Here is a 19,029-nt window from a genome sequence, read left to right as displayed (position 1 = left end):
CATCAGGCAATCAAGCATCCGGCGCCAGGAATTACGCGGCCAGCCCCTTACAGGGCCGGCCGCAGGTCTGGTTTATGCAGATTTTTTATCGTCTTCGTCTTTGACTTCTTCAAAATCCGCATCGACGACATCGTCTTCGGCCTTGGCTTCCGCTCCTTCGGCTCCTTCGCCGCCATCGCCTTCGCCCTCAGCCTCGGCTTCCGCCTGGGCCGCCTGATACATGGCCTCACCGAGCTTCATCGAAGCTTCGGCAAGAGCCTGCGTCTTGGCCTTGATGTCTTCCAGGTCTTCGCTTTCCAGAGACGTCTTCAGGGAAGCCAGAGCGGTTTCGATCGCCGACTTGTCGTCTTCGGAAACCTTGTCGCCATAGTCCTTCAGCGATTTCTCGGTGGAGTGGACCAGGGATTCGCCCTGGTTCCTGGCTTCCACCAACTCCTTGCGCTTCTTGTCCTCGTCAGCGTGTGATTCAGCGTCCTTAATCATCTGTTCGATGTCGGTGTCGCTGAGGCCGCCGGAGGCCTGAATGCGGATCTGCTGTTCCTTGCCGGTCCCCTTGTCCTTGGCGGACACGTTGACGATACCGTTGGCATCGATGTCGAAGGTGACCTCGATCTGCGGAACGCCGCGCGGTGCGGGCGGCAGGCCGACAAGATCGAACTGGCCAAGGACCTTGTTGTCCGCCGCCATTTCGCGCTCGCCCTGGAAAACGCGGATGGTCACGGCCGTCTGATTGTCTTCAGCGGTCGAGAACACCTGGCTCTTCTTCGTCGGGATCGTCGTGTTGCGGTCGATCAGACGGGTGAAGACACCACCGAGGGTCTCGATTCCGAGCGACAGCGGCGTGACGTCCAGCAGGAGAACGTCCTTGACGTCGCCCTGCAGAACACCGGCCTGAATGGCCGCGCCCATGGCGACGACTTCGTCCGGGTTGACACCCTTGTGCGATTCCTTGCCGAAGAAGGTATTCACCGTCTCCTGGATCTTCGGCATACGGGTCATACCGCCGACCAGAACCACTTCGTCGATTTCACCGGCAGCAAGACCGGCATCTTTCAGGGCTGCCTTCATCGGCGGGATCGTGCGCTTGACCAGTTCTTCCACCAGCGATTCAAATTTCGCGCGGGTCAGCTTCAAGGTCAGGTGCTTCGGACCGGAGGCATCCGCCGTGATGAACGGCAGGTTGATTTCGGTCTGGGAGGAAGAAGACAATTCGATCTTGGCTTTTTCAGCCGCCTCCTTGAGGCGCTGCAGAGCCAGTTTGTCATTCTTCAGATCGATGCCCTGTTCCTTCTTGAACTCGGAAGCAAGGTAGTCGACCATCAGCATGTCGAAGTCTTCACCGCCGAGGAATGTATCGCCGTTGGTGGACTTCACCTCGAAGACGCCGTCGCCGATTTCCAGGATGGAAACGTCGAACGTGCCGCCGCCAAGGTCGTAGACCGCGATGGTCTTGCCTTCGTTCTTGTCGAGGCCGTAGGCAAGCGCCGCAGCCGTCGGCTCGTTGATGATGCGCAGGACTTCAAGACCGGCGATCTTGCCAGCATCCTTGGTTGCCTGACGCTGCGCGTCATTGAAGTAGGCCGGAACGGTGATGACCGCCTGGGTGACTTTTTCGCCCAGGTAGCTTTCCGCCGTTTCCTTCATCTTCTGAAGAATGAACGCGGAGACCTGCGACGGGGAATATTTATCGCCGTTGGCTTCCACCCACGCATCGCCGTTGTCGCCTTTGACGATTTCGAACGGAACGAGCTTCTTGTCCTTGTCGACGGTCGGGTCTTCGTACCGGCGGCCGATCAGGCGCTTGACCGCGAACAGGGTGTTCGTCGGGTTGGTGACCGCCTGACGTTTTGCCGGCTGACCGACAAGACGCTCACCGTCGTCCGAGAATGCCACCATGGAAGGGGTGGTGCGGGCGCCTTCGGCGTTTTCAATTACTTTGGGATCCTTGCCGTCCATGACGGCGACGCACGAATTGGTCGTGCCGAGGTCGATACCAATGACCTTTGCCATATCTGCCTCTCTTTCTAGCAAACCGGATAGACCCATGAAGGCGTCAATCCGGCTCCTTTCAGTTGGGTACCGGGATTTACCCGGACATCGCACCTGAACGTTCAGTTCGTGATTTGGCGCGAAGCTTGAACGCTATATAGGTGGATGAAACTTTGCCTGCAAGCCATCTGTCGACGGACACATAGCAGACATATCTCCTCATCCCCGATATTTCTTCCCGGAAAGTTACCGGAAGCAGAGGCTGCGGCAATTCCCATGTTGCGCTAAAAGACGTTCATGAGTGAATTGTCAGTCAACGGCCTGAACGGCCTCAGCTACTTGCCCGGCTATTTCAACCGCGGCGCGCAGGAAGCGTTGCTTGAGGAAATCCGGGCGGTTGTCGCCCGCGCGCCGTTGTACACGCCGGCAATGCCGCGCACCGGCAACGCCTTCACCGTGCGGATGAGCAATTGCGGACCGCTGGGCTGGGTTTCCGATATCGCCGGCTACCGCTATCAGCCGCATCATCCCGATACCGGACAAGCGTGGCCGGAGATGCCGGCTGTTCTGACGGCCCTGTGGAAAGACCTCGCCCCGAATGCCCCTGACCCGGAAGCCTGTCTCATCAACTATTACAAGGAGAGCGCCCGGATGGGTCTGCACCAGGACCGGGACGAGCAGACTTTCGAGGCCCCGGTGATTTCAGTTTCCCTCGGCGACACGGCAACCTTCCGCGTCGGCGGCTTGAGCCGGAAGGACCCGACAAAGTCCTTTCGCCTGCAGTCCGGCGACGTGGTCGTGCTGGGGGGCGACGCGAGACTCGCTTTCCATGGCATCGACAGGGTTCTTAAAGGCACGTCGACACTGCTGAAGACCGGCGGGAGGATCAATCTTACCTTGCGTAGAGTTATACCGCCCAGATAAATGCCGATCAGTCGCCTCCATTCATGACAGTCCGTCACGCCGCGACCGGTACAGCTCGGATCACACAGACTTCATGAAAGAGTGGCGTATCGGGATCCCGGTCAAGCAGGTCCTGTGCTTCGCTGGCAGACAAGGGACTGGCGGCATCTTCATCCGCGAAGAAAACGCAGACCAGATCCTTTTCAAGCCCGGTTCCCCTCAACGCTTTCTCAAGCATTACAAAGAAAGAAATATCGGTTCCCGCGTCCTGGCGGACGATCTGGGAATGCAGCTTTTCCGGCCGGAATCCGTTGGCTTCGAACATTTCGAAAATGATGCCGGTTCCGATGCGGCAGCCGAAATTCATAATCACCTGCGCGGTTGGCGCCTGGTCCCGTATGCGGCGCAGCAGCGCCTCGTTCAAGCCCAGACCGACCGAATTGAACGGATATTCGTCGAAAGCCGCCCACGGATAATAGTGAGCGATGTGATCGTCGGCCTTTTCACCCGCACCCTCCGGCAGCTCGACGGACTGGGCCTTCCGGAAAGCCGTCAGCCGCCTGTCACCAGGATCGCCGACCTGCGGCAGGCAGGCGATTATAACGTCAGTCTCGGCGATCCGGGCTTGGGCTTCCTCGGTATCAATCAAGCTCACCTCACCCCTGACCGGGTGAAACAGGTTGGCTTCTTCGGGAGCCAGACTCCTGACGTTACGCTCGGCGAGAACAACCAGCCGCGGGTCGAGATCGCTGCCTGACACATGCGCGGCGCCGCACATGCGCAGGAGAAAGGCCACATTGATCCCGGTGCCGATACCCACTTCGTAAATACGCTTGCCGGACAGCCCGGCACGCTCCAGGCCTTTCTGGAAAGTCTCCGTCCAGGGATCGGTTGGATCGAAAGCGAAATCCGGCACTTCCGGACTGACACCGTCTGCAGAAACCGGAACGGATGCTCCGGACGGAATTTCGTCAACATTCAGATCAGGCAAAAAATCATTTCCTTGTTTACCGGCCGCATTAAGCCGGCTTCGGCACCCCGGTCGGCAAACTGCATGCCGATCCGGACATTGATGCGTCTGGGTAAATTGACCGGCGTGGAAGAAACAACGGACCAATCTGTCCGCGGTCGTGACCCCGCTACGGATTCATTGATTACCCTTGAAACAGCCTTGTCCCGGGATGACCGCTACTGCGGCCGGGAAATCAGCCGGACGGCGCCACCATGCCGCCCGAGCGAACGGCGCAAACGTTCCTGGTCGCACCCTTCGTCCACGAGGATCTCCAACGGCAAGGCGTGGTCGACGAGCCCCACCAGCGCCTGCTTGATCCGCAAAAGGGTGGGAGCTGCGGATAATCCGTTGCAGTCTATTGCGTTCGTAACGTCCATGTATCCAGTTCCTTGGCTTGCTTCGGCAGCTTGCTGACAGGTTGCCGCAGGCCGGACAGCAGTCATCGCCGCCCGACGCACGTCTAGGGGATCCAGCCTTCCGGCAAGGACACGGTTTCCCATAACCGGACTCTTGTCGGCCAGCATCCCTGTGGCCCAGTGACCTGCATTCCAGATACCTGAAATGCTCACCGGAAAAAGTGTGCTTGTTTGGCAAACTGGTCGGCTACAGAAGCGCAACCAGGAGGTTCGGGCTCTCAATCGAACTTGGCCCAACATCGCTGGGGAGCCAGCGATGTTTCAACCCTCTGCCTTGTTTCACGGGCAAGCATTTTACAGTCTTCCCAGTCGCCCATTCCTGCGCGACACAGACCGGATCAAAAATTTCATGCCCGCGAAATGCCGAAAGTCCGGCAAATCGTGATGCGGCAAAGCTAACACGCAGCTCCGCCAAGTCAAGGACCTGCGTGACTATTTTGTAGGCAGGATCAAAATTGAAGCAACAATTTATATGTTGCTGAACATTTTCATGAAAATACGACACCAACATTACAAAGGACTGAAAAATCTACTAGATTGATCTATTCACAAAACCTGGCATCGATGCGCTCCACAAGGCGCATCATTGCATCCCATTCAAGCAGCAGGTCTCCGTCGTCGAAAGCCATCTGGTCGTATTGCCGGGTGACATGCGCCGCCAGCGCTTCCTCGATCTGCGCGAGCGGCAGTCCCATCGACAGCGTGGATTCCTGAATCTCGCAGGCCCTGTTGAGATAGAACATGTTGGAAAACATCTGCCCGGCGTTTTCCCCCACGGTCAGCAGGCCATGGTTGCGCAGGATCAGGGCAGGATAGGATCCCAGGCTTTCGACAATCCGCTCGCGCTCTTCAAGGTCGAGCGCAATTCCCTCATAATCGTGATAGCCGATACGGCCGTAGAACTGCAGGGCGATCTGGTTCAATGGCAGCAGCCCGTCCTTCAAAGACGCAACGGCAACCCCGGCCCGCGTATGCGTGTGCATGACCCAGGGCGCATCGCTGCGGGCCCTGTGGACAGCGCTGTGAATCGTGAAACCCGCCGGATTCACACGGTTCGGACTGTCGCAAACCTTGTTGCCGTCCACGTCGATCTTCACCAGCGACGATGCCGTGATCTCCTCCCACAGATAGCCATAGGGATTGATCAGGAAATGTCCCGGCTCTCCGGGCACCTTTGCGGTAATGTGGGTATAGATCAGGTCGGTCATCCGGAAATGCGCCGCGAGCCGGTAACAGGCCGCGAGCTCGACTCGGGCTTGATACTCGGCCTTGCTCACATCGCTGCGCCGGCTGGTCTGCAACATCGATTTCCCCTTCAGGTGACTGCTTCAGGTGCTGCGGCCGCATCGTACTTGCGCATGCGGACCCGCCAAATGCTTTACTCATTAATATACATTTGTATAACTGCATGCCAAGGGCAAGTGGAAATTCCGGCAAGGCGCCGCAGGAGACATCAATTGGAACAGGCAAAAACAATCGAAGGCGTGCTCTTGAGCGGTACAATGGATCTGAAAACCTTCTACGGACTCGACTTTACGGGCAGCGGCAGCCCGGTTCGGCTGTTCAACCCGCATGAGGTGTCCGATCCCGCCTCCATCCGTTTCGCCGTGTGCTGGCTGCCTGACGACGAGGCCTTTGCCCGCTATCCGAACATGGAGATGGCAATGTCCGTCGGCGCGGGTGTCGACGCCCTCCTCGCCAATCCAAGCCTTGCTGAAGAAACCCTGGTCTGCCGGGTACGCGATCCCCATCAGGCGGATCTGATGGCAGGATACGCAGCCCATGAAGTGCTTCATTTTCTACGCTCCTTCGCGCAGATGAAGGACCATCAGGGTGCGCGCGCCTGGAACCCGCTTCCCATGACACCGCCAAAGGAGACCCGGATCGCGGTGCTCGGCAACGGCACGATGGGGGCCGCCATTGCCCGCGCACTGGCCGCCATGGGCTATTCCGTAGCCGTTGCCTGTCGCACACAACCAGAGGAACCGCAGGCCGGGATCAGCTATCATTCAGGCACCGGCGCCCTGGACATGGCCTGCAAGGGCAGCCGGATCGCAATCAACGTGCTGCCGCTGACAGACGAGACGGAAAATATCCTGAACCGCCGGCTTTTCAACCAGCTTGAAGCCGGAGCCTGGCTGGTCCAGATCGGCCGGGGCGAGCACCTTCACGAGGCCGATTTCACAGAAGCTCTGGACAACGGGCAACTGGCCGGAGCCACCCTCGACGTCTTCCGCGAAGAACCCCTGCCGGAAAACCATCCGTTCTGGGACGATGCCCGGCTGAGGATCACTCCGCATATCGCCAGCGACTCCACGCCGAGCGTGGTGGCGGAGCAGATTCGCGCCTCTGCCGTCGAGCTCCTTCAAGGCAAGCGGCCGCTTCTGGCAATCGACAGGCATCAGGGTTACTGAACCGGCGGGACGGTGACGCCTTGTGACTTCCAATTTTTTATACAATTGTATAACAAGAATAATGAACCCATAAGCCAACTAGTTTACGATGAGCCGAAAAACTTTCCAGCGACTGACACTTGACGAGCGCAAGCGCACCCTTCTGGAGGCGACGCTGACCTGTGTCGCGCAGCAAGGTCTGAAAGGAGCGACGGTGCGCAGGATCGCGGAAGAGGCCGGTGTCACCGCAGGCCTCGTTCGCCATTATTTCGGCAGCAAGAACGGTCTGATCACCAGCGCCTATGCCTATCTGATCGGCCAGCTGACCGCCGAAGCAGACACCAGGGCACGACAGTCCACAGGCGACGCCAACGATCAGCTGCGCCACTTCCTTATTGCCAATATGACCATGCCCAACCTGTCTGAAGAGAAAGTATCCCTGTGGGCGACCTTTATCGGCCGTGTCCGCTACGAGACCGATTTCGCCGACATTCATCGCGAAGGCTATCGGGACTATCTGACGCTGCTCGAAAGCCTGATCGAGCCCGTTCTCGCCGCGCATGGCCGTCCGCACGGTTCCGCCGAGTGCCGGCGTCATGCCATTGCAGTGAACGGCTTGATCGACGGCCTGTGGATGGAGGGCTCACTCAACTCGGGTCTCTACAGCCGCAACATATTGCCGGATCTTGTCACCGGGGCCTGCGAACGTCTGCTCAGGCTGCAGGAAGGCAGCCTCTCGGGCGGCAAGCAACACACATAAGACAGGAACTCCAGATGCGCTACGCAGGTATCACAGATCGCCTCGCCAACCTCGGCGGAGAAAAATGGGCCGTTCACAACGCCGCACGGGAAAAGACAGCCGCGGGCGAGGACGTGATCGAACTGACGATCGGCGAACCGGACATTGCCGTCGATCCGCAACTGGTCGATGTCTGCGCGGCCTCCATGCGCCGGGGTCGGACCCATTATTCCAACGGGCGCGGCGAACAGGGCCTTCTAGACGCGCTGGTCGAGAAATACGCGCCGCGGTTTCCCGGGATCACCCGCACCAATATCCTTTGCTTTCCGGGAACACAGACCGCGCTCTATGCCGTCATCACGGCGCTGGCGGGCGCAGGTGACGGCGTTCTGGTCGGAGATCCCTATTACGCGACCTATGAGGGTGTCGTTCGCGCGCCCGGCGCGATCCTGCAACCCGTCCCGCTCAACATCGAGGACGGGTTCATCATGCGCCCGTCGGACCTTCAACGCGCGATCACGCCGACAAGCCGTGTGCTGCTGCTCAACACACCGCACAATCCGACCGGATCCCTGCTTGACCGGGACACGCTTGTCGAGCTTGGGCGTCTTGCCTGCGAGCACGACCTCTGGATCGTCTGCGACGAGGTCTACGAGGACCTTATTTTCGAGGGCGAATTCGCCTCACCGCTCGAGATCGAGACGCTTCGGGAGAGGACGGTCGTCACCTCCTCCATTTCCAAGACATTTGCGGCGACAGGCTTTCGCAGCGGCTGGGCGGTCGGGCCGGAGGAATTCTGCACGAAGCTTCTGCCAATTTCCGAAACCATTCTGTTCGGCAACCAGCCCTTCATCGCGGACATGACCGAAGTCGCCCTGCGCGGCAATTTCGACACGGCGGAACGCATGCGTGAAAGCTATGCCGCGCGGGCCCGGTTGATTTCCGACGACCTTGCAAGTTGCGCCTCTCTCAAGACCGGCGGGGTGTCAGGTGGCATGTTCATCATGATCGACGTTTCCGGGACCGGACTGGACGGCGAACAATTTGCCTGGAGCCTTCTCAAGACCCAGGGGGTCGCGGTCATGCCCGGCCCATCGTTCGGACAGAACGCGAAATCCCTGATCCGGGTAGCTCTGACCGTTCCGGACGAGACGCTGCGCGAGGCGATGCGGCGCATTCACACCTTCGCCGATGCTCGCGCTGCGGCTTGACCCGAAAGGACCCGACGAAGTCCTTCCGCCTGCAATCCGGCGACGTGGCGGTGCTTGGAGGCGAGGCGAGATTCGCCTTTCACGGCATCGACAGGGTTCTGAAAGGCAAGTCGACACCGCTGGAGACCAGCGGGCGGATCAATCTCACCTTGCGGCGGGTCACGCCCTGAGCGTCCACGGCGCCGGCAGCACACTCCACGACGTCACTCTTTCAGTAGCCGGTATTCTGGAGCCGCAAGGCCGTGAGCTGGTTCAACCGCTCAATCGATATGGCAGTAACCTGTCGATGTCGATTGCCGGTTGGTCTCAATTCGCCTTGAAAGCGCTGAGAACCTGCCGCGTCGCTGCGACCACCGGGTCGTGGGTGTCCTTCAGGATTGAATTCCGGTCGAAGCGGGACGGATCGCTGCTGACCGCCTCGCGCAGTGCCTGACCGAACGCCATGCGCAGCTCCGTGCCGATATTGAATTTGCAGATGGAAGACCCCCGGGCCAGCGCGGTGCGCTGTTCCACCGGCACGCCCGAGCCTCCGTGAATGACCAGCGGCACGGTCGTCACGGCTTCGATCACGCGGATGCGGGGCTCGTCGAGCCCGCCTTGCTTGTCCTGCTGCAGGTGCACGTTGCCGACAGAGATCGCCATCGCGTCGACCGCTGTTTCCCGGGCAAATTTCTCGGCTTCCTCAGGATCGGTGCCGGCGGATGCTTCGCCGCCGGAATAGCCGACAAAACCGATCTCACCTTCGCAGGAAACGCCTGCGGCATGCGCCATTTCAGCGATGGCTGCCGTTTCGTCGATATTCTGTTGCAGGGGATGGCGCGAGCCGTCGAACATGATCGACGTGAACCCGGCGTCCAGTGCTTGCCTGCATTCGTCCGATGTGTACCCGTGGTCCAGATGGGCCACGACAGGAACAGAAGCGTTCCCTGCCAGATGCCGGAACATCTTGCCCAACACAGGCAAGGGTGTGTGTTCGCGGCACCCCGGCCCGGCCTGCAGAATGACGGGTACGTTCTCAGCCTCGGCCGCGGCCACATAGGCGCGCATGTCCTCCCAACCCAATGTGACCAGTCCGGCCACGGCGTAGTGGCCTTTCAGGGCGGGTTGCAGCACATCCGACAAGGTGACAAGGGTCATTTGAACTTCGCGATCATGTCCTTGATACCCGGTATGGTTTCCAGCTGCGCGGCATGGGTCGGCTGGAAATACTGCACCAGGGATCGCTGGCTCAAACCGCCGAGGATGGTGAAATAATACATCTCGTATCCGGGCAGGGCGGCGCAGGGGTGATAGCCCTTGTCGAGGCAGATCGTGGAGCCATCCATAATGTGATAGGCGTCGCCGGGCTTGTTGTCCTCGCGCTGGAGCATCTGCACGCCGGAGCCGTAGTTGGGCCTGAACCTGAAGTTATAGGTTTCGTCATGACGGGTCTCGACGGGGAGGCGGTCGGTGTCGTGTTTGTGGCTTGGGAACCCGGACCATCCGCCCTGACCGACGGTGAACAACTCGCTGACCAGAAGCCGTCCGACCTTGTCGTGATGGTTGGCGCCGAGAATGTGCTTGATCTTGCGGTGGGTCTTGGTGTCATCGGAGCCGTATTGCACACGGTCGATGCCGTCGCCACGCACATCGAAGGGCTCCAGAACCTTGTCGTATTTCGCGCCCGCGATGAAGGTTTCGGTTTCATCGGAGGTGCAGACGATTGTCACTCTGGCGCCGACCGGCACATAGACGCCCTCGGGCTCGCCGTCCCAGACATCAACAGTGCGATTGCCGAGAGCGTCGAAGCGAACGCCTTCGATCTCGACATCCACGGTGCCCGTCGCCGGTACGATGCAGGTCTCATAGCCGGGGACGCAATATTCGAACGCATCCCCCTTCCGCAGCTTGACGATGTTGAAATAGTTCAGTGGGACCAACGGGTTGTCGACGTCGACAATCGGCTTGTTGTGGTTGTCATGGGGCGCGATATGCATGTCTTCTTCCCTTTTAGGCTGTTGTGGGGCCGGGGTGCGTGGACAGGAAATCCTCAAGCTCGGCGGGTGTGGGCATGGCAGGCGCGCAGCCGACACGGCTGACGACGATCGAAGCGCAGGCAGAGCCGCGCAGAACCGCATCGCGCAAGTCACGTCCGTCGGCGAGGCCCGCAATGAACCCGCCCATGAAACTGTCGCCTGCACCGGTGGGCTTCAGGGCCGTCACGGGATAAATGCCGGTTCGGAATTCACCTTCGGGGGTCAGCGTGATCGCACCTTCCTCACCCATCTTGTAGACAACGATCCGGGCAGTGGTGGCGACCAGGTCGCGGGCCTTGTCCAGGCCCTTGTCATAGTCGCCCGCCATGAACCCGAATTCGACATCGTTGCCGACAATGATGTCGCACATCGCGGCGGCGCGGGAATAGACGTCCGCGGCAACCTCCGCGGAGGGCCAGGAATAAGGCCGGTAATCGACGTCGAAGATCAACGGAAGGCCAGCCGCGCGGGCCGCATCGAAGGCGTGGAAGGTGGCACTGCGCGACGGTTCGGCGGCAAACACCGTGCCGGTGGTGATCAGCGCCGAATAGCTGCCGTAGTCAACCGCCGCCACATCCTCGACGGTCATTTCGAAATCGGCTGCCCCGTTGCGATAAATCACCGACTGGTGGTCCTCGACCCGGCTTTCCACAACGGCAAGGGAGTTCCGCGCCTCGCCGCCGACCGACCTCACATGGGTTCGCTCGATGCCGTAAAGATCGAGTTGCTTGAGCGCAAAACGCCCGATCGCATCATCCGACACCGTGGTGACCAACGCAGCCTGACCGCCATGCCGGGTGATGGCCGCGGCGATGTTGGCTGACGATCCTCCGAGGCAGGTAAAGAAGTGTGTTGCATCCTCGGTCCTGGTGCCGGGCGGGTCGGCGTAAAGGTCCATCCCGGCGCGCCCGAGAATGACAAAACTGTTGCCCTTCATGCGGTCCAGATCGGGCATCACACACCCTGCCTTTGCCTTGGACGGGCGGATTCCCAGTCTTCATGGGCCGCCCGGACTTTCGGATCGTCAGAGACCTGCTGGGTACCGCATTCCCACCAGGTATGCCCTTCCTTGGTCCAGCCTTCGTAGGCGTCCACCTTCATGCAAATGACAGTGGTTTTCTCAGCCGCCTTCGCACGCTTGAAGGCCTCGCCCAACTCGGCCGGGTTCGCCACGGTTTCGGCGATTGCCCCCTGCGCGCGCGCATGGGCTTCGAAGTCCACGCCGAACGGCTCGGGGATGGTCGGGCAATCGGCGATCAGATTGTTGAAACTCTCGTTGCCGGTGTTGTTCTGCAGCTTGTTGATCACTGCAAAACCGCCGTTGTCGAGCACCAGAATGATGAGTTTCTTCTGGCTGAGCACGGAGGAATAAACGTCCGAATTCAACATCATGTAAGAGCCGTCACCGATGAAAACGATGGTGTCCTGTTCGGGCTCGCGCTGGGTCTGGGCAATGCGCGCGCCCCAGGCGCCGGCAATCTCGTACCCCATGCAGGAGAAACCGAATTCCACATCCACCGTGCCCGGTTCAAGCGTGCGCCAGTTGGCTGTGACCTCTGCCGGCAGCCCGCCGGCGGCGGCGACCACACGGTCGCGCGGGTCACACAGATCGTTCACCACGCCGATCGCCATCGCGTAGGAATTGGGCCGGTTCCCAGGCGCCACGTTTTGCGCCACATAGGCATCCCAGTCAGCGCGATGCCCCCTGGCTTCAGCAGCCCATGCTTCCGGCGCCGAATATCCTCCTGCACCCGCCGCAAGAGCCTCGAGCGACAGTTTTGCATCGCCGACAACCGGCAGGGACATGTGCTTGACCGCGTCATGGCGCGCAGCGTTGATCGAGATAAAGCGCGCCTCCCTGGAAAAGGCGGTCCACGAACCGGTGGTGAAATCCTGCAATCGCGTACCCACGGCGAGGATCACATCGGCTTGCTCCGCTATGGCGTTGGCGGAATTCGACCCGGTCACCCCTATGGGCCCGATGTTCAGCGGATGGGTCGCCAGCATGTTCGCGCGGCCCGCGATGGTCTCGACAACAGGTATCCGGTGCGCCTCGGCAAAGCTGGTCAGCTCTTCCACAGCGCGGGAATACTGCACGCCGCCCCCGGCGATGATCATCGGCCTGCGGGCGGTTTTCAGCAATGCCACCGCATCCGCGATTTCTGCCATATCGGGGGTCTGACGGCGAATGCGGTGCACTTTCTTCTCGAACCAGATGGCAGGATAGTCATATGCCCACCCCTGAACGTCCTGCGGCAACCCGATGAAGGCAGGTCCGCAATCCGACGGATCCAGCAGGGTCGCGAGAGCGTTCGGAAGCGAGGACAGTATCTGCGCCGGATGATTGATCCGGTCCCAGTAGCGCACCACCGGCTTGAAGGCGTCGTTCACCCCGAATGTCGGGTCGCCGAAGTTCTCCATCTGCTGCAGCACCGGGTCAGGCAACCGGGTGGCATAGGTATCGCCGCACAACAGCAGCATCGGCAGCCGGTTTGCATGGGCCAGCGCCGCACTGGTCAAAAGATTCGACGTGCCCGGACCGGCACTCGCGGTGCAGAACATGAACCGCTGGCGCAGCCATTGCTTTGCATAGCCCGCCGCGGCAAATCCCATGCTCTGCTCGTTTTGTCCGCGATAAAGCGGAAGTTCCTCGCGAACCGAATTCAGCGCCTCCCCCAGACAAGTCACATTGCCATGACCGAAAATGCCGAAGCCGCCGCCGCAGACGCGCAGTTCCTCTCCGTCGATTTCGATGAACTGATTGGACAGCCAGCGAATGATCGCCTGCGAGGTCGTCAGGCGGAGTTTTTCACTTACCTTGCTCATCTTGGCAGGCCCTCTTGGGAATTTCCGGTCATGAACCGATTGCAACTTGCGTGGTTTCTAATCTCAAGATACAAGGTTTGCAACCGGTTGCAAATTATATTTCCGTTGGGAGCAAGCTGAATGAAAGACATCGGCATCGGAATCATCGGCGGCGGCTACATGGGCAAGGCCCACGCTGTCGCCATGGCCAGCGTTGCTGCCGTGTTCAACACCGCGCTCCGCCCCCGGCTGGAAATGATCTGCGCCACCAGCATGGAAAGCGCCGAGCGATACCGGCGTGCCTATGGCTTTGCCCGGTGCACGGAGTCCTGGCTCGACCTTGTCCGGGATCCCGGGGTCGAAGCCGTGATCATCGCGTCACCGCAAGACACGCATCGCGCCGCCGCCGAAGCCGCATTCGCCCTCGGCAAGCCGGTCTTTTGTGAAAAGCCGCTTGGCGCCTCGCTGGACGACAGCCGCGCGATGGTGGCCGCCGCAACGGCAAGCGGCGCCATCAACATGGTGGGTTTCAACTATATCCGCACCCCCGCCAGCCGCTTTGCGCGCCAATTGGTGACGGACGGCGAAATTGGCGAGGTCACATGGTTTCGCGGCGAGCACACGGAAGATTTTCTCGCCGACCCGCAGGCTCCCGCAACCTGGCGCACAACGGGCATGTCGAATGGCACCATGGGGGACCTGGCGCCACACATGATCAATGGCGCACTGGCCCTGATCGGCCCGATCACACGCCTGATCGCCGAGGTCGAAACCGTGCACTCCGAGCGGCCCGGCGGCAGCGTCACCAACGACGATCACGCCCAGATGATGTGCCGCTTCGAAAACGGCGCCATGGGGCAGATGTATTTCAGCCGGATCTCGACCGGACGCAAGATGGGTTATGCCTACGAGATCTCCGGCACAAAGGGCGCCATCCGCTTCGATCAGGAAGATCAGAACGCCCTGTGGCTCTATCGTATGGAAGGCCCGGATGCGACGCGTGGCTTCACCAAAATCCTGGCAGGCCCCGCGCATCCGGATTACGAACCCTTCTGTCAGGGGCCGGGCCACGGCACCGGCTACCAGGACCAGATCATCATCGAGGCCAAGGATTTCCTGACGGCCATCGACACAGGCAAGCCGGTCTGGCCGACCTTTCGCGACGGGATGGAGGTCAACCGCATCGTTGCCACCGCCCTCGCATCTTGCGAATCGAAAACCTGGCAGGACGTGGCGGCGTTCTGAGCATCTGAAAGGCTACGCAAAATGACTATTCGCATTGGCAATGCCCCGTGTTCGTGGGGCATCGAATTTCCAAGCGACCCTTCCTATCCCACATGGCAGTCGGTCCTGGACCAGTGCGCAGGCGCGGGATACAAGGGAATCGAACTCGGGCCCATCGGTTACATGCCCGAGAATCCCGCCATTCTTGCGCCCGCGCTGGCGGAACGCAATCTGGAAATCATCGGTGGTGTCGTGTTCCGCCCCTTCCATGATCCCGCGAAATGGGATGAAGTCCTGGACGCGAGCCGCCGCACCTGCAAGGCGCTGGTGGCGCATGGTGCAAGGCATCTGGTGCTGATCGACAGCATCTCGCCCCGCCGCGCCCCGACGGCCGGGCGGGCGGATGAGGCCGAACAGATGGGGCCGGCAGAATGGACCGCATTCCGCGAGCGTATCGAAACGATTGCCAGGATGGGCACCGAGGAATACGGCCTGACCGTCGGCATGCACGCCCATGCCGCCGGTTTCATGGACTTCGAGCCGGAGCTCGAGCGCCTGCTGGACGAGGTCGATGAAACCATCCTGAAGATCTGTTTCGACACCGGCCATCACAGCTATGCCGGGTTTGACCCGGTGGCTTTCATGGATCGCCACATGGACCGCATCTCCTACATGCACTTCAAGGACATAAACCCGGTGATCAAAGCCGACGTGGTCGCCAAACGCACCGACTTCTACAAGGCCTGCGGTCAAGGCATTTTCTGTAATCTCGGTCAGGGGGACGTGGATTTCCCCGCCGTCCGTCAACGCCTTCTGGATGCCGGGTTCGAAGGCTGGTGCACGGTCGAGCAGGACTGCGACCCCACCATGCCGGGCACCCCGCTCGAGGACGCGCGGGCCAACCGCGAATACCTGCAATCCATCGGATTCTGACTGCCTGCCGGGATCTGGTTGGTGACTTTCAAACATAGTAATGCCGGGAAAGGCAAAGACATGGCAAAATTGAAATGGGGCATGATCGGCGGCGGTGAGGGCAGTCAGATTGGACCGGCGCACCGGCTGGGCGCACAGGCCGACGGGCTTTTCGAGTTCACCGCCGGCGCGCTGGACCACCGCGCGGAAGCAGGCCGTAACTATGCCCGGAGCCTTGGTGTGGCGGCGGACCGGGCCTATGGCGACTGGCAGGAAATGCTGGCTGGAGAACGGGGCCGCGCCGACAAGGTGGATCTGGTTACGGTGGCGACACCGAACTCCACGCATTTCGAGATCACCAAAGCCTTCCTTGAGGCCGGGTTCAACGTGTTGTGCGAAAAGCCGATGACCATGCAGGTCGACGAAGGTGAGGAGATCGTCCAGGTGGCCAAGGCCGCAGGAAAGATCTGCGCGGTGAACTATTGCTACTCGGCCTATCCGATGGTGCGTCAGGCGCGGGCAATGGTGCAGGCGGGCGAGATCGGCAAGGTGCGCCTTGTGGTCACCAATTTCAGCCACGGCCATCACGGCGATGCGGCAGATGCTGACAACCCCCGCGTCCGCTGGCGCTATGATCCGGCGATGGCCGGAGTTTCCGGCCAGTTCGCGGATTGCGGCATTCATGCACTTCACATGGCCAGCTTCATCTGCAACGACGAAGTCGCCACACTGTCCGCCGATTTCGCATCGACGATCCCCAGCCGCGTGCTGGAGGATGACGCGATGGTCAATTTCCGCCTGTCGGGCGGAACGGTCGGGCGACTGTGGACGTCATCGGTTGCGATTGGTCGCCAGCATGGTTTCGATATCCAGGTGTTTGGCGAAACCGGCGGCCTGCGCTGGCATTCCGAGCAGCCCAACCAGCTGATCTACACACCGGTTGACGGCCGCACCCAGATCATCGAGAAGGGCGAGAGCGGCTTGCACGCAGACGCGCAACGTTTGTCGCGCGTTTCCATCGCGCATCCCGAAGGGTTCCCGCTGGCGGTGGCCAACATCTATTGCGATCTGGCCGATGCGATCCGGGGCGAGGTCCGCGACGGCCTGCCGGACGCTGCCGCAGGCGTGCGGTCGATGGCGGCAGTGCACACTGCCGTGGCTTCGGCGAAAAACCAGGGTGCGTGGATGGACGCCCGGCCGCCGATGTTCCGCTGAAAACAGCCGGAAGCCGGGTTTGCCCCGGCTTTCGGAAGCACATCTGACCGGGAAAAGCTCTAGACCTTCAGGGGACGCAAGGTGCCGCGTTCGACAATTTCGCAGGCAAAGATCCGGGACTCGGGCAGCCGGTCCGGGTCCTTCAGCATTTCGGCCATCAACTCGATGGACGAGGCGACGATGTGACGGATCGGCTGACGGATGGTGGTCAGATTTATGTTCTGCCAGGCTGCCATTTCCATGTCGTTCAAACCGATGATGCCGATGTCGCCCGGAACGGTCAGATTGCATTCGCCGATCGCGGACAGTGCGCCGATGGACAGCACGTCGTCACCGCCGAAATAAGCCTGTGCGGGATCGTCCGCCAGCAACCGCAACATCTCGCGCCGGCCGGCCTCAAACGAATAGGCCTCGGCAAAGGAATGTCTGACGCGAATGTCCGGGCAATTCGCCAATTCCGCCAGAAATCCATGCAACCTGTCCTGCGTGGAGGTTGCCGTCTCCGGACCGCCAAGAAATCCGATGTCACCGTATCCGCGCGCGATCAACGTGCGCGCGGCCATCCGTCCGCTTTCGATATTGTCGATGCCGACGACATGGACTTCGGGTGAGCTGGTCGGGCGGCCAAAGGCGTGCACGACCGGCATGCCTGCGTCGCGAAACGCCTTGGAAAACCCCGGCGGCAATGTCGACGAGGCCACGACGACACCGTCGACCGAATATTGCCGCAGCATGCGCACCGAACTTGCCGGATCGGTTTCGTCGGTCAGATTGACCAGCAGCGGCCGCAGGTCCTTTTCCTGCAACGCACGGGTGAACCGGTCGAAAACCTCCAGAAAGATCGGGTTGTGAAAGTTGTTGGAGACAAGACCGATCAGCTTTGTCCGCCCTGTTGTCAGACTCGAGGCAAGCGCGTTCGGGCTGTATCCAAGTTCGGCGGCGGCCTTCTGGACGCGGCGGCGCATCTTGTCGGAAACCGAAGCCCCATCGGTGAAGGTGCGCGAAACCGCGGACCGCGAAACGCCCGCCCGAATAGCAACATCCTTTAAAGTCTTCGGCATGCTCACAAATCCCCGCCCGTGACCGGCTCCTTTTATCATCTGGCTAATCAAAACGCATGGTGGCACTCATCGAAGTCTTTTGCAACCGGTTGCAATTATTTTCCGAATGTGATTGTCTGGAATACGAAGGGCGGACAAACGCCGTTTTCGGACCAGAGTTCTGGTCAAAACTGGGAGGACTACATGACTTCAATGATCAAGAAAGCCGCACTTGCGATAGCTGTTGCGGCGGTGCCGCTGATGGCGGCAACCGCGGCCTCCGCCGAGGGGGAGAAATATGTCCTGGTCAGCCACGCGCCTGACAGCGACAGCTGGTGGAACACAATCAAGAACGGCATCGCGCTTGCCGGCGACCAGATGGATGTCGAGGTCGAATACCGCAACCCGCCGACCGGTGACGTGGCAGACATGGCCCGGATCATCGAACAGGTTGTCGCATCGGGGCCGAACGGTCTTATCACCACCCTTGCCGACTACGACGTGCTTCAGGGACCGATCAAGGATGCCGTCGCATCGGGTATCGACGTGATCATCATGAACACCGGCACACCCGAACAGGCCCGTGACGTCGGTGCCCTGATGTATGTCGGTCAGCCCGAGTATGACGCCGGCCTTGCAGCCGGTACGCGCGCCAAGGGCGACGGCGTGACCGCGTTCCTGTGTGTCAACCACGCCATCCAGCAGCCCACGGTCGGCGAACGCTGCCGCGGCTTTGCCGACGGTCTCGGTGTCGATCTGGGCGATTCCATGCTGGACAGCGGAACCGACCCGGCAGAAATCAAGAACAAGGTCCTGGCCTATCTGTCGGCTCACCCTGAAACCGACGGCATCCTGACGCTGGGTCCTGTGTCCGCGGGTCCGACCATGCAGGCGCTGAACGAAAACGGCATGGCCGGTGACATCTATTTCGGCACTTTCGACCTGGGCGATGAAATCGTCAAAGGCATCAAGTCCGGTGTCATCCAGTGGGGCATCGATCAGCAGCCCTTCCTGCAGGCCTATATGCCGGTTGTCATCCTGACCAACTACCACCGCTACGGCGTTCTGCCGGGCAACAATATCAACTCTGGCCCCGGCTTCGTCACCGCTGACGGGCTGACCAAGGTTGAAGAGTTCGCCGGCGAATACCGCTGA

General features: G+C 60.5%; 17 protein-coding genes and 1 pseudogene. 9 read left to right on the top strand and 9 right to left on the bottom strand.

What is annotated here, in order from left to right; translation table 11 throughout:
* Positions 1-72: 72 nt before the first annotated feature.
* On the bottom strand, positions 73-2,010 hold the full coding sequence (dnaK, locus tag OA90_RS07280; protein ID WP_068408986.1) for a molecular chaperone DnaK: 1,938 nt from the start codon (positions 2,008-2,010) through the stop codon (positions 73-75).
* 276 nt (positions 2,011-2,286) lie between these two features.
* Between dnaK and OA90_RS07275 the strand changes: the two genes are divergently transcribed.
* Positions 2,287-2,913: an alpha-ketoglutarate-dependent dioxygenase AlkB gene (locus OA90_RS07275; protein WP_068408985.1), complete on the top strand. Its 627-nt coding sequence runs from the start codon at positions 2,287-2,289 to the stop codon at positions 2,911-2,913.
* A gap of 34 nt (positions 2,914-2,947) precedes the next feature.
* Here OA90_RS07275 and OA90_RS07270 read toward each other — a convergent pair whose 3' ends face one another.
* From OA90_RS07270 to OA90_RS07260, 3 genes are all read right to left on the bottom strand, one after another.
* Positions 2,948-3,883 carry a hypothetical protein gene (locus OA90_RS07270; RefSeq protein ID WP_199823635.1) on the bottom strand — a complete coding sequence of 312 codons (936 nt, stop codon included), beginning with the start codon at positions 3,881-3,883 and terminating at the stop codon, positions 2,948-2,950.
* 197 nt (positions 3,884-4,080) lie between these two features.
* The gene (locus OA90_RS28485) at positions 4,081-4,281 is read right to left on the bottom strand and encodes a hypothetical protein (protein ID WP_156510418.1); all 201 of its coding nucleotides are present in this window, start codon (positions 4,279-4,281) and stop codon (positions 4,081-4,083) included.
* Positions 4,282-4,862: 581 nt separating this feature from the next.
* Positions 4,863-5,624, bottom strand: a complete 762-nt coding sequence (locus OA90_RS07260; RefSeq protein ID WP_082836899.1) for a class II aldolase/adducin family protein — start codon at positions 5,622-5,624, stop codon at positions 4,863-4,865.
* A gap of 153 nt (positions 5,625-5,777) precedes the next feature.
* Between OA90_RS07260 and OA90_RS07255 the strand changes: the two genes are divergently transcribed.
* The 4 genes and pseudogenes from OA90_RS07255 to OA90_RS29450 form a co-directional block, all read left to right on the top strand.
* Positions 5,778-6,734 (top strand): NAD(P)-dependent oxidoreductase, encoded by a 957-nt coding sequence (locus OA90_RS07255; protein WP_156510417.1) that lies wholly within the window; start codon positions 5,778-5,780, stop codon positions 6,732-6,734.
* Between the two features lie 88 nt (positions 6,735-6,822).
* On the top strand, positions 6,823-7,473 hold the full coding sequence (locus tag OA90_RS07250; protein WP_068408983.1) for a TetR family transcriptional regulator C-terminal domain-containing protein: 651 nt from the start codon (positions 6,823-6,825) through the stop codon (positions 7,471-7,473).
* A 14-nt stretch (positions 7,474-7,487) separates the two neighbouring features.
* The gene (locus tag OA90_RS07245; protein WP_068408982.1) at positions 7,488-8,663 is read left to right on the top strand and encodes a pyridoxal phosphate-dependent aminotransferase; all 1,176 of its coding nucleotides are present in this window, start codon (positions 7,488-7,490) and stop codon (positions 8,661-8,663) included.
* Positions 8,657-8,833 (top strand): annotated as a pseudogene (locus tag OA90_RS29450) (alpha-ketoglutarate-dependent dioxygenase AlkB); the annotation flags it as partial. The gene OA90_RS07245 and the pseudogene OA90_RS29450, both read left to right, overlap by 7 nt.
* Before the next feature lie 136 nt (positions 8,834-8,969).
* On the opposite strand, the gene OA90_RS07240 reads toward OA90_RS29450, so the two are convergent.
* The 4 genes from OA90_RS07240 to iolD are packed head-to-tail and all read right to left on the bottom strand — an operon-like array spanning position 8,970 to position 13,504.
* Positions 8,970-9,800: a class II fructose-bisphosphate aldolase gene (locus OA90_RS07240; protein WP_068408981.1), complete on the bottom strand. Its 831-nt coding sequence runs from the start codon at positions 9,798-9,800 to the stop codon at positions 8,970-8,972.
* A complete protein-coding gene (locus tag OA90_RS07235) occupies positions 9,797-10,639 on the bottom strand; it encodes a 5-deoxy-glucuronate isomerase (protein ID WP_068408980.1) in 843 nt (280 codons plus the stop codon). Before OA90_RS07235 ends, OA90_RS07240 begins: the two co-directional genes overlap by 4 nt.
* 13 nt (positions 10,640-10,652) lie before the next feature.
* Entirely contained in the window at positions 10,653-11,633 is a 981-nt protein-coding gene (iolC, locus tag OA90_RS07230) for a 5-dehydro-2-deoxygluconokinase (protein WP_068408979.1), read from the bottom strand.
* Positions 11,633-13,504 (bottom strand): 3D-(3,5/4)-trihydroxycyclohexane-1,2-dione acylhydrolase (decyclizing), encoded by a 1,872-nt coding sequence (gene iolD, locus OA90_RS07225; protein ID WP_068408978.1) that lies wholly within the window; start codon positions 13,502-13,504, stop codon positions 11,633-11,635. The genes iolC and iolD overlap by 1 nt, the downstream gene beginning before the upstream one ends.
* A 120-nt stretch (positions 13,505-13,624) precedes the next feature.
* Between iolD and OA90_RS07220 the strand changes: the two genes are divergently transcribed.
* Genes OA90_RS07220 through OA90_RS07210 form a run of 3 tightly spaced genes read left to right on the top strand, consistent with a single transcriptional unit; the run spans position 13,625 to position 16,834 of the window.
* Positions 13,625-14,728, top strand: coding sequence for a Gfo/Idh/MocA family oxidoreductase (locus tag OA90_RS07220; RefSeq protein WP_068408977.1), 1,104 nt, complete (start codon positions 13,625-13,627; stop codon positions 14,726-14,728).
* 21 nt (positions 14,729-14,749) lie between these two features.
* A complete protein-coding gene (locus tag OA90_RS07215; RefSeq protein WP_068408976.1) occupies positions 14,750-15,640 on the top strand; it encodes a TIM barrel protein in 891 nt (296 codons plus the stop codon).
* A gap of 60 nt (positions 15,641-15,700) precedes the next feature.
* Positions 15,701-16,834 carry a Gfo/Idh/MocA family oxidoreductase gene (locus OA90_RS07210; RefSeq protein ID WP_068408975.1) on the top strand — a complete coding sequence of 378 codons (1,134 nt, stop codon included), beginning with the start codon at positions 15,701-15,703 and terminating at the stop codon, positions 16,832-16,834.
* Between the two features lie 59 nt (positions 16,835-16,893).
* On the opposite strand, the gene OA90_RS07205 is transcribed toward OA90_RS07210, so the two are convergent.
* Positions 16,894-17,895 (bottom strand): LacI family DNA-binding transcriptional regulator, encoded by a 1,002-nt coding sequence (locus OA90_RS07205; protein ID WP_068408974.1) that lies wholly within the window; start codon positions 17,893-17,895, stop codon positions 16,894-16,896.
* Between the two features lie 192 nt (positions 17,896-18,087).
* Between OA90_RS07205 and OA90_RS07200 the strand changes: the two genes are divergently transcribed.
* Positions 18,088-19,029 carry a sugar ABC transporter substrate-binding protein gene (locus OA90_RS07200; protein ID WP_244274566.1) on the top strand — a complete coding sequence of 314 codons (942 nt, stop codon included), beginning with the start codon at positions 18,088-18,090 and terminating at the stop codon, positions 19,027-19,029.

It is taken from the genome of Labrenzia sp. OB1, assembly GCF_001624695.1.
GTDB lineage: Bacteria > Pseudomonadota > Alphaproteobacteria > Rhizobiales > Stappiaceae > Roseibium.
Note: the sequence above shows the minus strand (reverse complement) of the source record. Positions and strands in the feature narration are given on the sequence as shown.